The 23,534-nt window shown below is 43.8% G+C and carries 10 protein-coding genes; 7 read left to right on the top strand and 3 right to left on the bottom strand.

Annotated elements, in window-relative coordinates; translation table 11 throughout:
* Nucleotides 1–94 precede the first annotated feature (94 nt).
* The gene (locus MSG35_RS08860) at nt 95–469 is read right to left on the bottom strand and encodes a nuclear transport factor 2 family protein (protein ID WP_248383713.1); all 375 of its coding nucleotides are present in this window, start codon (nt 467–469) and stop codon (nt 95–97) included.
* A gap of 141 nt (nt 470–610) precedes the next feature.
* Here MSG35_RS08860 and MSG35_RS08855 point away from each other — a divergent pair, with 141 nt between their 5' ends.
* The 4 genes from MSG35_RS08855 (at nt 611) to MSG35_RS08840 (ending at nt 5,066) form a co-directional block, all read left to right on the top strand.
* On the top strand, nt 611–1,477 hold the full coding sequence (locus MSG35_RS08855) for a LysR family transcriptional regulator (protein ID WP_248383712.1): 867 nt from the start codon (nt 611–613) through the stop codon (nt 1,475–1,477).
* 188 nt (nt 1,478–1,665) lie between these two features.
* Nucleotides 1,666–2,913 (top strand): paraquat-inducible protein A, encoded by a 1,248-nt coding sequence (locus tag MSG35_RS08850; protein ID WP_248383711.1) that lies wholly within the window; start codon nt 1,666–1,668, stop codon nt 2,911–2,913.
* 24 nt (nt 2,914–2,937) lie between these two features.
* Complete coding sequence (gene pqiB, locus MSG35_RS08845; RefSeq protein ID WP_248383710.1) at nt 2,938–4,563, top strand: intermembrane transport protein PqiB; 1,626 nt, start codon at nt 2,938–2,940, stop codon at nt 4,561–4,563.
* Entirely contained in the window at nt 4,563–5,066 is a 504-nt protein-coding gene (locus MSG35_RS08840; protein ID WP_248383709.1) for an ABC-type transport auxiliary lipoprotein family protein, read from the top strand. Before pqiB ends, MSG35_RS08840 begins: the two co-directional genes overlap by 1 nt.
* A gap of 182 nt (nt 5,067–5,248) precedes the next feature.
* Here the strand turns inward: MSG35_RS08840 and MSG35_RS08835 are convergent, their stop codons facing one another.
* Nucleotides 5,249–5,872, bottom strand: a complete 624-nt coding sequence (locus MSG35_RS08835; protein WP_248383708.1) for an HD domain-containing phosphohydrolase — start codon at nt 5,870–5,872, stop codon at nt 5,249–5,251.
* A gap of 273 nt (nt 5,873–6,145) precedes the next feature.
* On the opposite strand from MSG35_RS08835, the gene MSG35_RS08830 reads away from it, so the two are divergent.
* Nucleotides 6,146–8,494 (top strand): hypothetical protein, encoded by a 2,349-nt coding sequence (locus MSG35_RS08830; RefSeq protein WP_248383707.1) that lies wholly within the window; start codon nt 6,146–6,148, stop codon nt 8,492–8,494.
* Between the two features lie 8 nt (nt 8,495–8,502).
* The gene (locus tag MSG35_RS08825) at nt 8,503–10,884 is read left to right on the top strand and encodes a hypothetical protein (RefSeq protein WP_248383706.1); all 2,382 of its coding nucleotides are present in this window, start codon (nt 8,503–8,505) and stop codon (nt 10,882–10,884) included.
* Nucleotides 10,885–10,954: 70 nt separating this feature from the next.
* Here the strand turns inward: MSG35_RS08825 and MSG35_RS08820 are convergent, their stop codons facing one another.
* The gene (locus MSG35_RS08820; protein ID WP_248383705.1) at nt 10,955–12,814 is read right to left on the bottom strand and encodes a helix-turn-helix transcriptional regulator; all 1,860 of its coding nucleotides are present in this window, start codon (nt 12,812–12,814) and stop codon (nt 10,955–10,957) included.
* A gap of 306 nt (nt 12,815–13,120) precedes the next feature.
* Here MSG35_RS08820 and MSG35_RS08815 point away from each other — a divergent pair, with 306 nt between their 5' ends.
* Complete coding sequence (locus MSG35_RS08815; protein WP_248383704.1) at nt 13,121–23,515, top strand: DUF11 domain-containing protein; 10,395 nt, start codon at nt 13,121–13,123, stop codon at nt 23,513–23,515.
* Nucleotides 23,516–23,534: the final 19 nt, after the last annotated feature.

Raw genomic sequence — 23,534 nt, 5'->3', positions numbered from 1 at the left:
AACATTAAAAAGCCAGCAGTCCATTTGGATTGCTGGCTTTTTGTTTTCTGTTTCTATTTTTGAGCTGTGAGCTTCTAGCTTCTAATTATAGCTCCTAGCGTTCGCCTTGAACTTCGAAGTCGTCGCTGACTAAGCGAGCGTAGCCATCGGCTTCAAGTGCCCAGTGTTCACGATGAACAACACCAAACGCTTTGTTCATTGTCCAGCTAGCGGTAAGAATGTAACCGCCTTCTGGGTGCTCTTCCCATTTTACATCGGTGTAATCAACGTCTTTGAAGCCTTGGTCGATGATATTTTGCCAAAATGCTTGAATCGCTTCACGACCTTCAAAAGTACCAAACGGACGTGCTTCCATTACACAGCTTTCAGTATATTGATCGGCACAGCCTTTCGCATCTTGGCTGTTGAAAGCTTTTTGCCACTCGTTAATGCCTTGCTTACATGCTTCTAAAATTTGGTTGTCTGACATTGTCTTTCTCCATAACAGTCTTGTTTCGAGCACTGTCTTTTTGATTTGGTATCTCGATAAGTTGAATTGAGTTTAGTCTTGGAAATTGATTTGAAAAACAGAGATAATAGAAAATACTGTTTGTAAAAAGAGAACAATAAGATGAGTAAGCTAAAGCAGATGTCGATTTTCGCTCATATCGTAGAGCAGGGTTCAGTCTCGGCTGCGGCTGAAAAGTTAGAGTTGTCTAAATCTGTTGTCAGTCAACACCTCAAAATTCTGGAACAAGAGCTAGGCGCCTCTCTCCTTAAACGCACAACACGAAGACAAACTCTGACAAGCATGGGTGAACGCTTTTATTTGAGTTGCAAAGACATCAATGTGATCGCTGAATCGGCTTGGGACATGGCAAAAGCCGAGCTAGAAGAGCCACAAGGCCGGATTCGTATTACTGCTCCGAATGCGTTGATGGATTTGTTGGTTGCGCCTGTTATTGCTGATCTCATGAAGCAATATCCAAAGCTAAAGCCAGAACTGATAAGCGACGATCAGCATTTAGACTTCATGGAGCACGATATTGATCTCGCGGTACGAGTGGGTAGTTCTCGTGACAGTAACCTCAAACAGAAACGCTTGGGTGAATTTAAAGATGTGTTGTGTGGCGTTGAAAGCATGCGCTCTCGTGAGCTTGATTCTATCCCTTATATTGCTAACTCGTGGCAGGGGAAACAGATCTCTCATTACTTGACCTCTCACACTGAAACAGACTTCGTTTACCAACAACAAGCAAGCTGCACCACCAACTCTTTTCACAGCTGTCTTGCCTTGATCAAATCTGGCGTTGGTATCGGTGTGATTCCAGATTTCTACCTCTCTCAGTTATCCAATGAAGTTGTCGACATGATGCCAAGTTTCCAATTACCAACTAACACGGTTTATGCGTTGAGCCCATTTGCTTCGAACACACCTATCGCCATTAAACTTTGTATTCAAGCGTTGGAAGAGAAGTTGAAACAGAGTTTTGTTTAATTGGCGTGAGGCTTTCATCTGAATACCCCACCTATTCTGAAGGGATGGCCACCAGTCATCTCCTTTCTATCTCTCATTTCTACCCTATCGTGTTCGTTTAATTGTGTAGATATTGGCGAAAAATCAAACCCTTACTTATAGTTAATCTTAGTGTCTAGTTGCTTATCAAACGCCAAGAGGTTTAATTATTGTCTGATCTTTGTACCAAGTCATGCATCGAATGTGGGTTAGTCAGCCAGTTCCGGGAATTACCTTCGGGCAGTGAGGCGTCGTGCCCTCGTTGTCATCATACTTTGTGCAGCATCGGCGCGAGTAAGGGGCAAGGAGTGATGGCCTACGCAGTGGCCAGTTTGATCACACTCGTGATGAGTCTTACTTTTCCCTACATGTCATTTAGCGTCCAAGGTATCAGTCAACAAATAACCCTTTATCAAGCCGTGGATATGATGAATAGGTTAGATAATTCACTGATTGCCGCACTCTTATTTCTTGCAGTTATTTTCTTACCTGCTTATTTTCTGGTTAGCGCGATCTGGTTCTATTCGTTGACTGAAAAAAAGCGCACCCACTCGCCGAACCTAAGCCGTTTAGCGATCTTCATTTTAAAGACCTTGAGCTGGGTTAAACCGTGGCTCATGGTGGATGTATTTTTGATTGGTGTGTTGGTTAGTTTGATTAAAATAGCAGCACTAGCCGATGTCTCTATGGGCATATCATTTTGGGCATTTGGTATCTACGCTATGCTGGTGGTCAAAACCATTTCGTTGGTTGATTTTGATTGGATCTGGGACCGATTGATCCCTCCGAACCCGTTGCACGAATCGGTAACGGGTAGCCTTTTCCAAAAGCATGAGCATTTGGTTTGTCATGTTTGTGGGCAGGTTCACTTGTATGATGACCAACTTAGTCAATGCTCTCGTTGTCATGTTCACCTACACCGATTTAATCCAACCAAAAACCTTCAGATAGCGTGGGCTCTATTACTCACATCCATTATTTTTTATATCCCGGCAAACCTATACCCAATGATGTATACGTCTGCATTCGGGACGAGTGAAGGTTCAACCATCATCGAAGGTGTCATCATTCTGTGGAATATGGGGTCATACCCAGTCGCTTTGATCATCTTGCTTGCGAGTGTGTTTATTCCAATGGCCAAAATGGTCGCCCTAGCTTATTTGTATTGGAATGCAAAAAGGGTTCAGGGTTTACCTGTTGATGAAGCGACTCGATTTCTCAAAATATACCGTATCACCGAATTTATTGGCCGTTGGTCGATGATAGATATTTTCGTCGTCGCTATCTTGGTCGCGTTGGTTCAACTCGACGGGGTCATGGCCATTTACCCGGGGCCAGCAGCGTTGTCTTTCGCGTCGGTAGTCATCTTTACCATGTTGTCAGCAATGATTTTCGATTCTCGAATTATATGGAAGTAATCTCCCCTAAGAGGTGTGGGAAATATGGATAAACAAAACGTTTCAGATGCAGAAGTAGCCCAAAAAAGTGAGATTTCACCCGTTTGGATTGTGCCCATTATCGCGGTATTGGTTGGTTGCTGGATGTTGTTTCAGTACTTCAATAATCGTGGGCCGGAGATAACGCTGATCTTACCGGATGCCTCGGGCATTGAAGCGGGAAAAACAGCGATTAAGTCTAAAAATGTTCATGTGGGAATCATCACTGACGTAGCGCTAAGTGATAATTATGAATACATCATAGCCAAAGCTCAGATAGACAAGAAAGCCACCCGCATGATTAATACAGAAACTCAATTCTGGGTGGTTGAACCTCATGTCGGTACCGATGGTATTAGTGGATTAGAGACCATTTTATCCGGGTCGTACATCGAGTTGAAGCCGGGGAAATCGAGAGAGTCTCAATTGAAGTTTGATGTGCTAGAAACGCCTCCGGTGGCAGGGCCGGATACCAAAGGAATAAGAGTGGTGGTTTCACACAGCAAGGCGAATCAACTCAATGTTGGTGAGCCTGTATTACACCATGGTTTTGTTGTTGGCCGTGTTGAAAAAACGAGTTTCGACTATCAAAAGAAAGAAGGCAAATACCAATTGTTTATCTTTGCACCTTATGATGGCCTGATTTTTGAAAAAACGCAGTTTTGGCTATCTTCTGGAATCGATGTGAAGTTTGGTGCGAATGGTTTAGACGTTAACTTTGCATCAATAGAAAGCATCCTGACTGGTGGTGTGAGTTTTGATGTAGCCGAGAGTATTAAGCCTGGGTTGCAGATAAAAGAGAACCTTCAAGAGTACACTCTGTACGACAATTACGACGCGGTTTTACAAGGTAAGTACACGACATCGATCGAGTATGTGTTGCTATTTGAAGAATCGGTCCGAGGTTTAAGGAAAGGTGCACCAGTCGAATATCGTGGTGTCCGGATTGGTACGGTTGATACGGTTCCGCTACAGATAAGTATGGATAAAGATGGCAAGGTGTCGAATCGTATTCCAATCCTAATTAAGCTAGAAATCGAGCGTGTTTCCGAAGTGTTTAAGGGATTGAACGCGGATAGCTTTGCCAAACGAGTCGTTCTTCAAATGGGAGAGGGACTCAGGGCGACGTTGAAAACAGGTAACTTGCTCACGGGCGCGTTGTTTGTCGATATTAATTTTTATGAAGATGAAGCTCCTTACGAGCCGACAGAATTTGATGGTTATCCTGTATTCCCCGTCGTGCCTGGTGGTTTCACCGAGATTCAGAAGCAGATCACCGATTTCCTAACCAAGATTAACGAGCTTCCGCTGGATGCGACTGTTACTAACTTAAATGGCTCGCTTGCCTCTTTAGACACCACCTTGAAGAGTATGGATGAATTACTCGATAGTGAGGGCGCAAAAGCATTACCTCAAGACCTCAGTGAAACCATGAAGCAACTAGAGGCGACATTAGAAAGTTACGACGATGATTCTGACGCTTACAAGCAATTGATCAGTGCATCTGAAGAGTTAGAACATGTGCTTAAAGAGCTTCGCCCATTGATCAAAGTATTGAATGATAAACCGAATGCGTTGGTGTTTGGCAGCGATGTGGAAGAAGACCCGATTCCAGTTAAGGGAGTGGAATAATGAGAAAGCTATTTATATCACTTATCGCGCTCCTCGGGCTTTTAGGGTGTTCAACGCCTACTGATGGTACTAACGCCTACCTCTTGCCGGAAAGTACGCTAGATAAACCGATCTTTAAGGTTAAAACGAGAGTGGAGCTACCAGACTATCTCGACACAATAGGGATTGCGTATCGCAAGTCTGAAAATGAATTGATATCTGCGCGTAAACACGTTTGGGCTGAGAACCTTGAAGGGTTGCTTGAAGAGCGGGTAAACAGTTCTAATGCTGCTGGCGCGGAAGATAAAGAATTAACACTCATTTTTGAACAGTTTAATGGCTCTTACACCGGAAACGCAGAAGTGAAAGGAAGTTGGGTATTGAGCGACCAAGATACAGTACTTGCACGTGCCGACTTCGAATCCAAAGTACCTTTGAAAGAAGCGGGTTATGAAGCGCTTGTTGAAGCCTTAGGTGAGGGGTTAGATAAGGTGTTATCTGAGATACAGACGCAATTACCTTAGGTGTTTCGGTAACCAATTAACTCAGAAACTGACAGAGGCTAGCACGTGATTAAGTCAATTGGTTACCGAGATTGATCCTAAGGTTAAGTATATCCCTGAAGAGCCCGTGTTCTCGAACACGGACTTTTTGCTTCTGTTGTTGGTTAGTGCTCCTCATTAACATCTCCGTTTACTCCGTTCGATTAAGCCACTTCTTCGATTGATGTACTGGCAATAAAGGCGATAAATTTGTCGACCAGAATTGGGTTGAATTGCCCCTTTAATCTCTCATCAAACAGAATACGAAGTGCTTTTTGTGCGGGCATTCCTGTGCGATAGGCCCTTGTTGAGGTCATTGCATCCCATGTATCTACAAGCGCAAGAACCTGTCCAATCAATGGAGTCTCAGAGCCTTTTAGTCGTAACGGGTATCCATTTCCATCCCATCGTTCATGATGTAAAGCACCCAAAATAGACGCAAGTCCTAACTCAGGCACCTCCCAAGTCATCGAGTAAGATTCTTCAACATGCTTATTCATAACTTGGCGCTCAATAGGTGTTAATTTGCCATTTTTATGAAGCACCGCATCCGGTGTTGCCAGTTTTCCTAAATCGTGAACAAGAGCAGAATCGAAAATCAATTCCAACTGTTCACGACCAAACTTTAGGTACTGCCCAAATGAATATGACAGTAAACAAACTCGCAATGTGTGCTCATAGGTTTCCATAGAATGATGGCGCATAGGCTGTAATAACCTGAGTGCATCCAGTGAATGTTTGTGCTGCAGAGCCAATTTGTACACGCGGTCGATTTTGGTTTGATTCATAACGTTTGCCATATCAATGTAAATGAGTCGGGCAGTATGGAGACGATGAATGGAGGAGTTAACTTAATGTGATTGAATGTTTATTAAACAGTCTTTATCAAATTTCATACCGATATTTAGAAAAATTTAGAAGTTTGAAAGGTAATGAATTCTGAATTAATAGCCCTAAATTTCAATGGTTTAATTTTTAATAATGAATCATAGTAATTTAATGGAGTAGAAGTGAGGCAAGGTTCACAATACCTCCCAACTTCATTAATAAGAGTGCTTTTCATGTATCTATTCAGCAATGATTTGTTGAAACGGAATTCGACACTAAATGTGTTTACTTCAGTCAGTTTAGCGGTATTGCTAGCAGGCTGTGGTGGTGAGTCAAACTCCGACGGAGAGCAAGATATTGTTGTACCTCCAGTAGAATCAGCCTCGATTAGTGCGCAAGATATTCAAGATAACTCGCTGGTAGAACAAAGCTTCACTATTGATCTGACTGAGCATGTTCATACATCGAATAACCAAGATTTTGTCGTAACTAATGCTCGCTCTCTATCTGCTGATTCTTGCCAAGTTCAAGGTATTAGTGAAGGTAGTTTCAATGTCTATTCGTCTGACGTTATCGACTGTTTGTTCGAATATGAAGTAACGACTTCAGCTCACACTTCAATGGCAACCTCTTACGCTCGTGTTGCTATGGGACAGAATTACTCGTCTACCACTCTTCCACGTATTACAGCATCAACCATCGAATCACAGGTGGTGGTTGTAGATCTAGATAGTGAGTTAGGCTCATCGTTACCGAGTGATGACTTTGTCCTGCAGGACAGTGTTATCAGCCTAGGTTCAGGTACAGCTCGCGTCTCTGGTGAACATCAGATTGAGTTTACGCCAACGGAAAAAGGTCAAACCGAGGTGTATTACAGCTACCAAAACGGTGAGTCGATTCAACAAGGCTCACTGTCGATTGCAACTTCAGAAGATACCTATAATACAGCGCCTGATGTAACAGATTTTGCTCACGATGCTCTCGCGCAAGTGGGGGAAAGTGTTGTTGTGGATGTGAAAGACCATATATCAGACCTAGACCTAGATGAATTGCAACTCGTTGGTGTACAGGACTTCAACTCGACAACATCACTTTACGATCCTGCCAATGTCACCAATACAAAGTTTGAGTTTTCGTCTACCCAACCTGGCCCTCACGACGTGGCGTACACAGTAAGCGATCACATGGGTGGCTACACTACCGGATTGGCACGCATAGAAGTCGAACCAGATTTCTCTTTGATTCAAGATTGGGAAGATATTGTCACTCATGATCCTGTGATCAGCTCAGACATCCGCTTTTTCGCGCCAATGACAAAAGTGTATGCCGACTACGTCAATGCCTCTTACACAGGTACATATATCGAAAACGGCACACAAGGTTTGAAAGACTCAGAAGTCGTCACTCAAACACTTAGCCAAGCTCGTCAGTACTGTAAAGTGAGAGGTGGTCGTTTGCCTCTACAGCGAGAACTTGAAGCGCTCGTTACTAACGAAATTAGTGCATTTACTAATCACAATTGGCCAACAAGTAAGAAGTATTGGACTGCGGAAAATGTCAGTGAAACAAACGCTGCCACTGTTCACTTAAATGATGGATCAATCGGCAACCAGTCAAAGACTGTTGGTATGTACACGACTTGTGTTGATTTGAGTAACCCGAGTGTGAGTGATTTTTCATCCGTCGTAGAATTAATCTCAGCTTCTGGAAATGAGTATAAATACCAGATTGCTGTAACCCATCCTGATGGTGGAATGGGTGTCTTTCAGGACATAGAGTTAGAAGCTATGGATGAAAACGGTGTTTTTGATTCGGGGCTATCTTCCGATCATCTCACTTTAAATGAAAGTGGTCTGGCACAAGTGAGTTACTTTGATACCGCCTTCAATAAGTCTGTGATATCGCTAAAAGTCAGCTCTATTAACGAGTTGTACCCATTCTTACCGGACGAGGGTGCATCCTCTCTTGATACCAAAGAACCGACTAAGTGGAATCATGTTGATATTCGATATGGCCTGTCATTACCTGAAATTGGAGAAAATGGCCTCCCTGTACTGTTTTCATATAACTCACCAAATGGTATGGGCAGCAGTTCGGTTTATAAAGAGAGCTTCGATGGCAACGATTTCATTATGTCTTTGCACATCCGAAATCTTGGAAATGTGACTCATGGCGCTACTTCGTTTTTTATACAACAGCAGGGAAACATGCCGAATACGAGTTGGTATGACGTAACTAGATCGCAGCCTGGAGCGCCTTTGACGAACGATACGTTCAATATTGTTACTCATTTTTTTAAGAATGAATTCAATTTTTACTTGGGTTTTAACAATTTTACTGGGACTACAAATGCCGATGTTCAATATGTCGATAGGTACTTGTGGTTTCAAAAGAAAGGAGAGCGCCTCTATCACTATTCATCATCTACAGCGGTAAGACCTGCAGAACCTGACTTTGTCGTTCCTTTTGATTGGGGGGCGATAGATCCGAACAAGCCTTATTGGGTGGGCGCTGGAGGTTCAACGAATTATGAAGATGTTGAAGCTTATGTTGTGACAGCTAATTTTGCCGCATATCTATAGGAGCGTTTGTGTTGAAACTATATAGAGAAATGTTATTGACGGTCGGAACTTCAATGCTATTTGGCTGCGGTGGAGGGTCTGGTGATTCTGACTCTGCTTCACAACCGATGCAGCCAACTTCGCCATCAGTTGTGTCGATTGAAGCCTCTGTCGTTCAATCAAAAGCACTCGTCAATATGGAATCTGATACCACTGTTCATGTTAGTTCAGATATCGATTTTCGCTTAACTTCCGTCGAGCAAGTCGGTAACGGTGTTGATTGTGAGGTAACTTCGATTGATGGTATGACATTCACAACTTTGTCGGATCAGATTGGCGAATGCCAATTTGAATATAAAGCTGAACCTGTTGCGCAAGATATTTACGTTGGTCAAGCGTCATCGCTTGCGAGGGTGTCTGTTTCTGAAACGGCAGAAAACAATACGCTACCAAATTTGTCTGAGACGACTAACGTTGAATCAACAATCATAATTGATTTGTCTGAAGAGCTAGAAAGCGAACTAGATACTTCTATTTATACGGTGTCCGACGAGATTACGTTGTTAGGTTCTGGTTCAGTTGAAGTGGACTCATTGGGCAATACGATTATTTATACACCAACAGATATTGGTGTTACTCGAATTATGTACTCAATGACTGACGGTACGGCAACCAAGCTAGGAAATATTGACGTGGCGGTTTCTGACATTGGAAATACGCCACCCGTTGCGGATGATTATGTTCGAGAAGGTAAGCTTGCCAAAGATATGTCGGTTGAAATCGACCTAACAGATTATGTGTCGGACGCTGAAGGCAGTGTGATCTTAGATACTGTACGCGCCTATAACGCTGAAGCGGAAATTACCTCAACAACCGATCACACTTTTATGTTTCAGTCGTCTGAACCTGGTCCACATGAGGTCGCATATACAGTGATAGACGGGCGTGGAGGCTATGCTGTTGGTCAAGTTTATATCGAAGTAGAACCTGACTTTAGTCTTGTGCAAGATTGGGAAGATATTACGGTGTTCGATGATGTGATTAATGGTGATGCTACATTTTCAGCGCCAATGTCAAAAGCCATGGCGGATTACGCCAACGAAGATTATATCAATGTAAATGTTGAAGATGGCTCTCAAGGCCCAAAACATGCGCAGATAGTGCAAATGAACTGGGAACAAGCAAAATCCTATTGTGAGCACCGTAGTGGTCGCTTGCCGTTAACGCGGGAATTGGAAGCGCTAGCTACTGAATTGCCATATACGAATCACAATTGGCCTACATCTACTCCTTATTGGACCGTTGATAAAACTTTAAGCAATGAGGCATCCTTGGTTAGTTTGGTGAATGGTGCTTATAATAATGGCGATACTTCTTCTGGTTCAGGTTATGCAACATGTGTGTACTTGGATGGTAAGATTCAAGATTTTACAGTTGCTGATATGACGAGCGATGATACCGGGGATGGACGCAGTACAACTCGGTTCATCTCTGCGATATTATTAGACCCAGATGGTAATCCTGCGCCTTATCAGGACGTTGTTTTTTGGGGAACTAAAGGTAATGGCGGGTTTGGAGTTCAGAATGATCAAACAGAATATTCTTCTGAAACTAATAGTGATGGTGTTGCGACTGCGATTTTTGAGTTTACAGGCGGCTATGAAGATAAAGTCATGGCTCAGCACGGTGAAAGTGCTAATTTTGTGCCTGTTACACTAGAAATTGGTGGCTATGATCCAACCGAACCTGATGATTGGAATGTTTCTAAAGTGCTGGGTGCTAAAGAGCTAGACATGTATGAGCCGATTATTAGCAGTGAAGGAACAATGATAAGTTTAGGTGAGCATGACCAATATATAACATCTATATCTCGAAATAATTTCATGGGGTCTTCGTTTGACATTGTCTTTACTGTAGACCGAACAAAAGCTACAAAAGCTAATGCTGGCGCTGTTAATGTCGTGCTACAGCAAGTAAGTTCCGTAGCTCCAGATGTTAACTCTTGGTGTGATGAAGAAATATATGGTTCATGCAGTTGGGGGGCCAATAATAGTGTCGGCACTGCTGGAGTACCTGCTGGTGATAATCGTTATTTAAAATTCGCTTTCGGCTATTATTATAACAACATTACGGTCTCAACAAGCGATGGAAAGATCGCCGAAGGTGATCAGCCTCATCATAGTGAACGTGTCGTTCATTATAGAATCGTAAATGATGAAGGCCGTATTCGAATTTATTATACATTAGATAGTAATAGAGAAAATTGGGTACGCTCAGTTGATGTGACTTTGGAATCAACACCTATTGATATGAATAAATTTTATTACTTGGGTTTCTCAGGGGGAGCTTCTTCAACTGATGCCGATGGCGTGATTGCATATATTACCTATCTTTCGATTCAAGATAGGTAAATGTTTATATAAGTTAATAAAAAGCCACCGTTGATGCGGTGGCTTTCTTATAGTTTACGCATGTTGAAAATCAACCATATTTATTAATAAATGATATAACATGCTTATTACTAAGCAATTCGATCTTGTCGATGGTTAATATACAGTATCGGTATGACTTGTTTTTAAAGGTGATATTCGACATCTCTTCTGTTGGCTCTGAGAACTTATAGATCTCAAACCCGAGATTCTTCATTAGCTCTAATGCGTTTGGATTTTTTATGATCATCGAATACTTTTTAATCTTAGTATTTCTTGCAAGAAGCTTCATATCGGAAATCAAGTTCGCAACAGATTGTTCGCGCTTCTCAGAGTGACCGCTAACCACAATGTAATTTAAGTTCTGGTTAGAATCTAAAGAGCAAGCTTGCTTAATATGTAGATGCTTATTTTGGTATTGCTCGAATACCTCTTCGTTGAAGAAAAAACCTAGGCTATGACTAACAATATCGCCATTAACATCGACCATTTTTCTGCCATGCGCCTTTTTTTCACTGCAATAGAGAAACAGGTCGATAGTATCAAGAGCTGAAGAATCCACCTTTGTATATTGCGAAATCAGCTTTATTCTATCTATTACTGATTTGTCATTCTGATCTGCCATTAATGGCATGATCTGACAGTCGCAGCCTTCTTCTATTTCCCCTTTAGTGATAGACGATATTCGGCTTTGAAACGAAAAGAACCTCTCACGAAGGAAGTCTTCAAGTAATGCACTGTCTTCGTTATCTTCTGAATCAAAGGATTTCAACGTTGTATACAAGTCCAGACCAAGGCAGTCCAATAGCTTTAGGGCTTTGTAATTACTTGGCTTTACTTTGCTATTTTCCCATCGATTTATCGTTACGACATCTACAGAGCTGAATTCATCATCTAAGTGATTAATGTATGCCGCAAAATCCTTTTGCGTTAACTTCAATTTCTTGCGCGCTTCGCGCAGTAATTGCGGAAATTTCATCATGGTAGAATATTCATCTTTGATTAGTGACATTACGTTCCGATTAGTCAGATAGTCTATTTTATCAATCGTTAGTATACAGTAGCTATAATATTTATTTTTGAATGTAATATTACATTTTTTAGCAGAAGGTTCTGAAAATTTAAATACTTCAAACCCCACACTCTTCAAGAGTCTCATCATATTGGGGTCTTTTACTAAAACAGAATATTTTTTAATGTTTTTGTTCTGAGAAAGTAACTGTATATCTGAAACTATATGCTCAATAACATGATCTTTTGTCTCTGAGTGTGAGCTTATATTAAAATAATTTATGCTTTTGCTTGAATTTAAAGAGCAGGCCATTCTTAGATCTAGCTCTTGAGTTTTTAATGTCTCAAATTGATGGTCTTCAAAGAAAAAGCCTACGTTGTGACTCACAATGTCGCCATCTACATTGATGAGTTTGTGACCATGTGCTTTTTTCTCACAGTAGTAGAGGTATAAATCAATTTGGTCCAGTGGCGAAATATCGACTTTTGTGAATTTAGAAAGTAGTTTGATTCTGTCGATAACGCCAGTGTCACACGGCTCTGACATTAAAGGCAGTGACTTAAAGTTGCGTTCGCCTTGTTGTTGATTCAGGCCTGATAGAGCTGAAATTCTACTTTGAAATGAGCCATAGGATTCGTTTAAAAACAGTTCGATTAGTGTGTCTTTTTGTTCGGACTTAAAGCTCTTTATTGTCTCAAACAAATCTCCGCCAAGGTACTGTAATATCTTGAGTGCTTTGTATGTACTAGGTTTTACCTTACTGTTTTCCCAACGATTTATCGTTACGACGTCAACCGCATTAAACTCATCGTCCAGCTGATTTAAGTAGGTTGCAAACTCTGTTTGTGTAAATTGAAGTTCCTTTCTGAAGTTACGTAACAACTGTGAAAACTCACTCATTAAAACATTAACCTTCTGATAATTAACTCAATGTCTTGATTCTAATTTAGACATCAGACTCTCTATTTAACATCTTCAGTAATTTGTTTTTTGCGGATGTTAATTGTTCGGATTATTTGAACTGTATGTTGCGCATGTCCCTAACAGGCTAAGTGCCAAATTAGTGACGTCAAATCTATGGCTTTTTGCCTAGACGCTTGTCAATCTACTGTGAAGTGCGCGTTAATGTTCAGATACAATCTTACCTTTTTCTTATCCATTCTATTGTTTCCATTTGCCTCCTATGCGGACACAACGGGTCTTGTTATGGATCTGTCTGTTGACAGTGCGTCTTACGACAACGACCAAGAGGTGGCTTATACGCTTGTTTTAACGAATGAGTCGGATAAAGCTATCGCTGAGTTGGACGTTAAAGATGAGCTGTTAAATATCTTAACGACAGATGACCAAGGGAATAATGTCAACGCGTTCTCGCAAGTCTCGACTCAAGCGCAATCCTCCTTCCTTTCATCTCCAGGTGATTACAGTCGCTTCGGAAACTTAGATGCATCAGGTGTGCGTATTGCGCCTGGTGGGTCGGTGACCTACACCATGGTCGCCACCGTTTCTGCTGACGCAGCCGGTACGATTGATAACGTCGCAAGTGCGAGTACTGGACTGTTGGATGCTATTGAATCAAATACAGAATCCATTCAGCGCGGTGTGTACCAACATGATGTTGTTGTTTCGGTCGATAAGACGAACTATCAACTCAATAACAAACTCACCTATAAGATTAAGGTTTCGAACACTGGCGATACGTTTATTCAGACGCTCGACGTTCAAGATGTCCTTTCAGACATAAAAGCACTCAATATTGAAGGGGCTTTGCAACAAGCCTTTACTGACAACGTTAACTCAGTCAGCAAGGTTGAAGGCAGCAAGAGCGAACCAGGCACCTTCGCCGAATCGGGGGACTTAGCAGTAAGTGATGCGTCGATTGATATAGGCGGGTCTGTGACCTACGAAATTCAAGCGACCGTTGCCGACAATTTAGTTGGCGATATTGTTAATGACGACATAACGGCTGAAACACGCGATGACTTGGTCACAGTTGATGAGGTTATCACGCCACCCACTGAGCCTAGTATCACCCTGACACATACATTGAATCAATCGGATAAGTACCTAGTCGACGATGAGTTTTCCTATACGGTCACGGTTGCCAACCAAGCAAACTCAGGTATTGCTTACCATTATTCGGTTCAGCAGTTTCTTGCGGATCTTGAAACCGATCTAGGTAACGATGTCAGCAACGAAAAGAACGCAACTGACACGGTTGGCAATCCTTACGATTTTTGGACCAATGAAGTGACCTCGATTGGTTCTAATAGCCTTTCTGAACTCAATGCATCTGGAAAGGAGTCCAACAAGTCACTAGAAGACAAAGTGTCGATCTATCCCGGTGAGCAGATTGTTTACTCCGTCGTGGTGGACGTTAGCCCTGTGTCTATTGGTCAAATCCCCCAAGTTGTTGCCCGAGTGGTTGATGCTGATGGCCTCGCGGATTCTGGCGATGCTTTGGCTAATATTCTCGATTCGAAAGACGTTCTGACGACGTCATCAAGTCAAATTACACGTAATAAGAACACCACAGATACTACTTATGTTCCGGGGATAGCCGGTGATAACGAAGTGGTCTATGACATTGTTATTTCTAACAAGGACACAGAGTTTTTCGCCAACGATATTGAAGTTATCGATAAATTTGCTTGTATCGTGACAGAGCAAGCGGATGGCTCTAACGCTTCAGCATTTTCCGAGTGGAAGCTTGAAGTCGCCGATAGAAGTGGTGACGGATCGAACTATGGTTCATTTAATTACAATACTTGGACAACAAACGACATCAATTTGAAAGTCGACCTCGCACCTGAAGGCTACGTTCATTATAAGCTGACCGCAAAAGTGGCAGACACCAGTGTGGGTCAGATTGTTGATGATGGTACCGATGCGGGCTTGTGCTTAGGGGATAACTTAGGCGAGTCGGGTTCTGGTGTACAAATGCCAAACTCGAAATTAAAAGTCCAAAAGGAAGTGGATTCTCGTTACTACTCAGCTGGCGGTACCCTGAACTACGACATTACGGTAGAGAATAACGGTGACGGCTACGCGATAGATGTACCGGTTTATGATGATTTAGTGTCTGTCATGACTCAGTCTATTAATGATACACCGACTAAAGCGTATTTGAGCTGGGTTATTACTGCGAAATCCTATGCCTCTGACGGTTCAATTTCGACAAACAGTGATCCCGGCTTTACTGGTCAAATTGAAGGTAATCAAAGCAATAAACTTATCTTGGACGAGAAGGCTAAGTTGGCCCCACACGATAAGATCGTTTATAGCATTGCGGCGATCGTAAACCCCATTGCCGATGATGAAATCCGTAATGAAGTGACGGTCGACAGCGTGCTTTATTCCGACAGAGGATCATACCCACGAGATTACTACTTAGTATTGGATAAGCGTGTTGATGGTCATAACGAACAAAACGCGTATACCGACACCACCAATACTGTCACTTATACGATCAGCATTACCAACCCAGCAGGGAACGGTTTCGCCTCTAACATCAATGTCAAAGATGAAATCAGCACCATAGAAGCTGAGCTCCTTCACGAGCCGGGTGAAACCAAGCCCGTGTTCTCATCGTGGACGATCAGTGCAGAAAGAGAGGCAGACTCTCCGTGGGTGAAAGCTGTGACTGACCCTGGATCGTTCTCGGATAACAATGATCTGGATGCCACCGCTCAGATCCCGCCAGGTGCGACGATTACTTATATCATTGTTGGGACACTAGATCGCAGTGTCGACAGTGAGATTCTTTGGGGAGCATTCACCAATACCGCAACAGTGACGGGACCAGATACTAATCTATCGGATACGGTACGTACCTATCCTAGCGAGCCGAATCTTGTAGTCGCTAAGACCGCTCAAAATACCGACTTTGTTGTAGGTGAGCGCGCTACGTTCGATATTTATATCTATAACCGCGGTGTTGGCTATGCAAATGACGCAACGGTACAAGATAGTATTTCAGCGCTTAACTTCTTTAATAGTTGGACAATTGTAGGTTCGACCAACACAGATAAACCGGGTTCTCGTTACGGTGACATTGCTAACGACACTGACATCGATACCGACGTTGATATCACTCCCGGAGGGTGGGTTCACTATGAGGTGAGCGGCATTGTTAAGTCTGATTATGAAGAAGAACAAGTATCGAACCGTGTTGATGTTTACGATCCTATTACAGACCGTGACCACAGCTCTTCCGCTCAAATAGATAACTCACACAGTACCTATGACATCAACGTTTCACTAGCTAAAACGACCGATGTTGTCCGTTACACACCGGGTGAAGACCTCACCTATACCATCGTTATTGGCAATAACAGCGACACTGATGAGACCGATCTTATCTTCATGGATCGCCTGAGTGAGATCACTACTACGCTAGCGAATGATAAAGATGGTGAAGTAGAAGATGTTCTTAATCAAAACCCGTTTGACTATTGGTCTGTTGATACTGGCTCTGGTTTCGGCCCTCAAACGACTGAAGATGTGGAGTTCCCAGTTTCAATTCCGGCCAAAGACTTTGTCACGGTGCGTATTAAGGCGCATGTCAAAGACAATGCGGTGTCTAACGGTGTCGCTGACAGAGACGGCGGCATAATCCGCAACGAAGCAGTGCTGATTCATGACGATAATGCCGGTTGTACTGACGATTGTGAGTATGCGAAACGTGCCGTGGCTGAAAACCATCAGGTACATAATAACGGCGGCGTTGTTCGCACTACTAACATTAACCGCTACTCTCCGGGCGATCAGTTGACTTATACCATCAAGTACAACTCTCAAGACGGGCACGGTTATCGAAATAACGTTGACGTTAACGAACTGATTAATGACATATCAGTGGAGCTACAAGACGGCAATTCAGGTAATCCATTTTTCGATGATTCGGTAGGTTCAAACAAGTTTACGGTGGCGGTTGCTAAGAGCGATCCTGCGAACGCGGGTACAACCGATGGTACCAAAGACGGTGATGTTGCGAACGACACTGACATTGTGACTTCAATTGATATCGATGCTGGCGAAGACGTGACTTACACAGTAACAGGTACAGTAAGACCGGATGCGGTCGGTGATATTCATTACCGAGATACTGTAGTGATTCCCGATGACTACCATTTAGATTTTGATAAAACCACCGATGAAGTGGTGTACGAGCCAGCTCAAACTGTGACCTATCACTTAGTGATTGAGAATGACGGCAAAGGTAACGCTCACGATATTCCAATCGTCGACAACCTCGAAGATATTACGGTCAGCTTAGTGGATGGTAATACAGGACCAGCGTATTCAGATTGGACCATCACATCGATAGCAACTGGAACTGATTCTGAGTATGTGGATGCGGGCGCAGGTGCTGGCAATGTTTACACATCAACCAACAGTAACCTAAATGTTGAAGCCGATATTCCAATGGGCGCTAAGCTTGAGTACCAAGTTGTCGCGACCATCAATGACAAAGCCAATGGTGATGTTGTTAACGTTCTAACCGTTGATGGCGACACGATATCTCATGATATTCGTCAAGAAGCTCGAAAAGTTGATTTTGAAAAGAGCATTCTGGCGTATTACGACACGGATGAAAACGAACTGGTTGGCGCAACTAACTACATGCCAGGTGGTTATGTTGAGTATGAAATTTTAATTGAGAACATTGCGAGCGCCCACGTTGATGATATGAGCTTGCGTGATGACATCGACCAAATTAACACTCAATACTTTGATGGAACGCGTGGCCCTGCATTTGATAGCTGGACGATTGAAACATTCACTGATAGCTCAGGTATTTCCAACCCAGATGTTGATAACTCAATCCAAGACGATAAGCCGATTGATACTCACTTCGATATCTCGGCAGACAACTTTGGCCGAGCTGCATCGTCAGCATTTGTCCGCTATGTCATAAAAGCCAAGATCAGTCCGAAAGCGGTAGGTTCTTTTACTAATAAAGCTTACATCGATGAAGACAATGGTAATGAACTGATCGCGGTATCACCACCATCAACGATGGCGGATCCTGAAGTCACGTTCTCTAAAAAAGCGTTTTATGATGCAGGCTTCTCTTCGCAAAAAACTGAATATTCTCAAGCTTCTGGTGAGAGTGAGGTTTATTACCGCGTTGAGATTAAGAATACGGGGGATGGTATTGAATATGGTTCTCGCCTAGAAGATGCGATTTCGGGAATTCAAACTCGTATTGCAGAAGACAGCACCACTTCAGGTGATGATCCTGTTGGACAGCCGTTCTTGGCTGGCTGGGAAGTTAGCCTAGATAAAACGGCGGCGACAGGCTCTATTACCGACGCGATTGACTTTGTACCGGGCAATAACATCGATATTGATAACGACATTGTTATCGCGCCTCAAGAAAGCCTAACGTTCACTATTCATGCTCAAATTCGTGAAGATGCATTGGGTGACATTCAGAATAAAGCGACGTACGACGGTAGTGCTCGAACAGCGAATTTAATGCCGCTTGAAAATAATACCAGTGTTGAAAAACGTGTGGTGTCGATTAACGGCACCCCGTTCAGTGATGGTGATACCTATCTTCCGGGTGACGAAGTCGAGTATGAATTTGTAGTCACAAACCCTGAAAACGGTTGGGCGAATGATATTCAGATCAAAGACACAATCACAGACATTCAAGTCGAAGTGATTGGCGGTAAAACGGAATCCGCTTTTGTTTCTGGCGATATCACCCATGAAGTCAGCAATGGTATTGATGCCAACATTGATACTTATGTACCAAGCTACAACACCAGTGGCAACCTTGATATTGAATCCGATATTGCCGCAGGAGAAGTGCTGACCTTTAACTTAACAGGTGTCGTTCGTGACGACGCTTTGGGCACGATTGATGCGAACCGAGTGACCGCAGGAAGTGACTCTGCAACGTCGCAAGTGATCCCCCCTAAAGATGCTGAGCTCGATTACTTCAAAACCTTGGTTTATACCGATGGTGAATCGGCAGGGTGTTCTGTTCCTTCAAACGATGGCAGCGGTTGTACTTACGCACCACGTGGTGATGTTGAGTATCAAGTTACGTTAGATAACACAGGCGATAGCATCGCAAATGACGTGAGCGTTATTGATGAGATTCACACCATCAAAACCGAAGATGGTGATGATGCGTTCTCTAGCTGGACAACGGCTATTGCGGTTGAACCTGCAGGCACTTATGACGTGCAAGGTAACTACAACGGTAGCGTCCCATTGAATGCAACTGTCGATCTTCGTCCTGGTGAGCGTATTGTGTTTGACGTGAAAGGCACCGTGTCGACTTCAGCGACAGGCACTATTACCAACACGGCGCAAGTGAACGGTGATAACACCAACGACATCGTACTTGATCCGGGTCGCTCGAATATCCTGATTGATAAATGGACGGATACGCCTGAGTACGTGCCGGGCGGTACTGTGAATTACTACATCGGCATCACCAACGACGATGTGGATTCTGGCCTGTTTTCGATTCGTGACATCATTAGTGGTTTTGAAGTCGAAACTGTCGATGGCTCAATGAAAACGGCACTGACAGAATGGACGGTTGATTACGATGTGCTTTATAACTCGGCGCCGTCAGACCCTGACGCTAATGATTTTTCAGAGTTAGATAAGCTAGTTGGTCAAAACAGTCCAGACATCGATTTACCTGCCGAATCTATCAAGATGGCAGGGCGTGACGATGCAGGTACGGGTGGTGGTGATAAGTACACAGTTGTCCGTATTCATGTTCAAGGTAAGGTTCGTGATGATGCTGTTGGGCGCTTTACCAATACGGCTTACCTGCGACATGGTTTGGACGATTCGAAGATCGCTCGCTTACGAGAAGGCTTTATCACGCCGAAGTCGGGTCAATTGGTGCTAACCAAAGAAACGACGCCAATTGCAGAACCTGATGCCAAATACCAACCGGGTCAACCAATCTCATACAAGATCACTGTGGCTAACACGGGTGAAGGTTACCTTGTCGATCAAGTCTTAACCGATCGTATCGACACCATCATGACAGAGGTGGCTAACAGCCCAGATCAAGAGCAAGCGTTGACAGGTAATTGGATTATTAGCGACGAACAGCTTGATGGCAGTGGCAATCCAGCCCTGAACGCTCGCAAAGATGTGGTTAATAACGCACAGGGTTATAGTGCGACTTACAGCATTCACCCGGGTGACAGATATTCATTTGTCGTGACCAACACTGTTAATGATAAAGCCAAAGGCGAGATCACTAACGTCGTTAAAGTTGATAGCGACGACGGTGAGCACTCTGCCGACGCGACCTACATTCCAGAAGACGCGCAAGTTGAGATCACTAAAGACGTCGATAAAGCAGAGTACCTTCCGGGAGAGGCACTTCAGTACACCGTAACGGTTAAGAATAACGGCTTAGGTTGGGCTGAAGATGTTGCTATTGAAGATGCGCTGAAGTCGGTTGAAACCGCGATCGCAGGCGGTACAACTGAACAAGCTTTTGACCCTGCTTCAATCCAAATATCTGCGGTATCGACAACCGGTGAAACCCCAGTACCGGATGCAACCCGTGGTGAAGACCTTAATGAGACGCTCGATATTGCGCCTCAAGACAGCATTGTTTTCACTATTCAAGTGACGACTAATCCGTTGGCTACAGGCGATATTACTAACATCGCATCAGCGACCTTTGACGGCACAACATTTGATGACAGTGCTACCAGTACACCAGTGTTGGCGACGGTTTCGGTAAAGAAGACAGTTGATACGCCATCGTATGAAGTAACCAAGCTGATTAACTACGACATCACCGTAACCAACAGCTCTGATGCGTTTGCATCTGGTGTTCAACTTCAAGACATCATCAGTGACATTCAAGTCGACACGACGGCTGATAAACAAGAGTCGGCATTCCTGCTTTGGGAAGTGAGCTTTGAAGCTTCCGACGATCGCTCTGTTGTCACTCCCAAGACGTTCGACTTGAGTGAAGACATCGATGTGAGTATGGATGTTGCGCCACAGAGCACTGTGACTTTCCATGTTAAGGCGTTAATTCGCACGACAGCGATTGGTGATATCAGCAATACGGCAACCATCACTTACAACGGTGCCCCACAAGACTCTACAGTTACGATTACACCGAAAGACTCTGAGTTTGTTGCGACCAAAACTAATGTCCAAACAGAGTATGAGCCGGGTGGTGATCTGGAGTTCTTGATCACCATAGAAAACACCTCGAACAACTATATCAGTGACTTAAGTGTTGTTGATGATATGGAGTCGATTGAGGTCGCATACTACAACGGTTCGACGGGACCTGCTTTTGTGGCTGGTTCCACCTCTTTAGTGGTCGATTCAACCACAATAGGCACCACTACCGAGCAAGTTAGCCCGACGGAGTACAACGTAGATATCGCGCCGCACGGCACAGTTGTGTTCCGCTCAAAAGGCACCGTAGTCGATACCGCGACCGGACACATCATTAATACTGCGCAAGTCGATGGCGGCGATGTTATTAGTCCTCCAGTTCAAACAGTCGCGGCTGTGGTTCAAGCTGAGCTGTTTACCGACGCCCCGTATTACGTGCCGGGAGAACAAGTTGAGTATCACTTAGTGGTGCAAAACATAGGCCGTGGTATAGCCAAAGATGTCGCGCTTTACACCCAGTTCTCTGAATCAATGGGTGATCATATTGATGGTGCTTTTAGCAATGCGTTTGATAAATGGACACTAACGGCAACATCAGAAGGGGCTGAAACTCAACCGGGCACCTTTGATAACGACAAAGACCTGTTCACCTTGGTCGACATCGCACCGGGCGGCAAGATTGATTACACGTTCACATTGACGGTCAACGAAGACATGCTGACTAACATCGATGTGCTTGGTTACTACCTCGATTTAACTGGTAGCCCAGCGATGCGAGCTCGTTCTAAGGGCATGTTGGCGTCTGAAACCTCGATGCAGGCAGTGGCAGACCAAGTATCGGCTTTGGATTTACCGCCAGTGGGTGCTGATCTGGTTGTTGAAAAACGTTCAGATAAACCTGAATACACCGAAGATGACGACAGTGTCACTTATTACTTAGCCGTGACTAACAATGGTCAAGGTAACGCGGCCAATGTTCGTCTAACCGATGAGATCAGTGAGCTACAAAACAGCACTGCTAATAAAGTCTTTACCGATTGGACAATTGAAGGTGTCGAAGTCGACGATTCGGGCGTGGTTATTCAGCGTCATTCTTTCCCGTCGAATAAAGACTTAGACACCACCGTTAACCTGAAATCCAACAAACGAAATGCTTACGCGTTTGAGGTCGTGGGTACGCTAGGTAAGGGCTTGGATGACGACATTACCAATACCTTCACGGCGACTGAATCTGACGGTACTGAAACCAGCGACAGCGTAACTACTCACATCAAGAAAATTCCAGATAACTCTGGGGAGTTAGAGCTAACCAAGTCTGCGCTGCAAGATACCGCGCAAGTGGGTGATGCGGTTGAGTACGAGATCATCGTTGAGAACAACAATGAATCTTATTTTAAGAACGTGACGGTGGAAGACCGTTACCCAGGTGGTCTGAAATACATCGTGGACACATCAGAAATTGTGCTGAGCGGTATTGATGGTGAGTTTGGTACTGAAGACGATCAGGTTATCTCTCAAGAACCATCAGACACGGGTAAGTTAATGTTCACATCGTTGAACTTTGATCCGGGCGAAAAGCTGCGTATTCGTTACTTATTGCGTGTCTCGGTAGGTGCCACCTTTGGCGATTACATCAATACAGCAGTAGCGAAGGTTGATGGCACGGCTGTTTCTAATGAAGACACCGCCAAAGTGACCATAGAGCCGGACAAGGTATTCGATACTTCTTCGATCATTGGCAAGGTGTTTGAAGATCACAACAAAGATGGATTCCAAGCCGACGCTACAGCCTTTGATGTGGAGTTAACCGCGAACCTAGCAGCGCAAGGCTATATCGCCGACTCAACACATATCATTCGGGATGGACAAGACGTTGCTATTCAAGATGGTGCGATAATCACTGCACTTGAACAAGGTTTGGAGCTTGGTGATCTTTGGGGACATTCAGTGAACCGAACACTACCAGAAACCAGCAAAGTGGTTATTCAATTTAAAACTCGCACACAGCAGAGCTTTGATTTCTACGTCACGACCGATGCGGGCTCTCGCATCGAGTTCGACGCACAAGGTCAGATTCAGTTTAAGCATGAATCGGACAAGAAAAAGGGACTGAGTGCGGAAAACCTCAATGTAACCAGAAACCTATATCGCGATGGCGAGGATTACCTGTGGGAAATCGTTATCGAGAACAAAGGTATCTACGAAGATGGTATTCCGGGCGTTAAGTTGATGACGGTTGAGGGAATCGTTATTTACACAGACCAGTACGGTCGTTACCACGTGCCCGACCAATGGGTACTCAATAAGAAAGGTAAGAACTTCCTAGTGAAGTTGGACACTGATTCGCTCTCCACCTCCATGGAAGTAGTAAGCGAAAACCCGAAAGTGTTGCGAATTACCCCGAACAAGCTCACCAAGTTCAACTTTAGCGTTCATCGTAAAGACCAACAAAGTGAACAGAAGTAAGCCATTGGAACCGTATCTG

Source organism: Vibrio sp. 1CM23M (genome assembly GCF_023161755.1).
Classification (GTDB): Bacteria; Pseudomonadota; Gammaproteobacteria; order Enterobacterales; family Vibrionaceae; genus Vibrio; species Vibrio coralliirubri.
The sequence above is the reverse complement of the archived record's forward strand: the minus strand, read 5'-3'. Positions and strand labels throughout refer to the sequence as shown.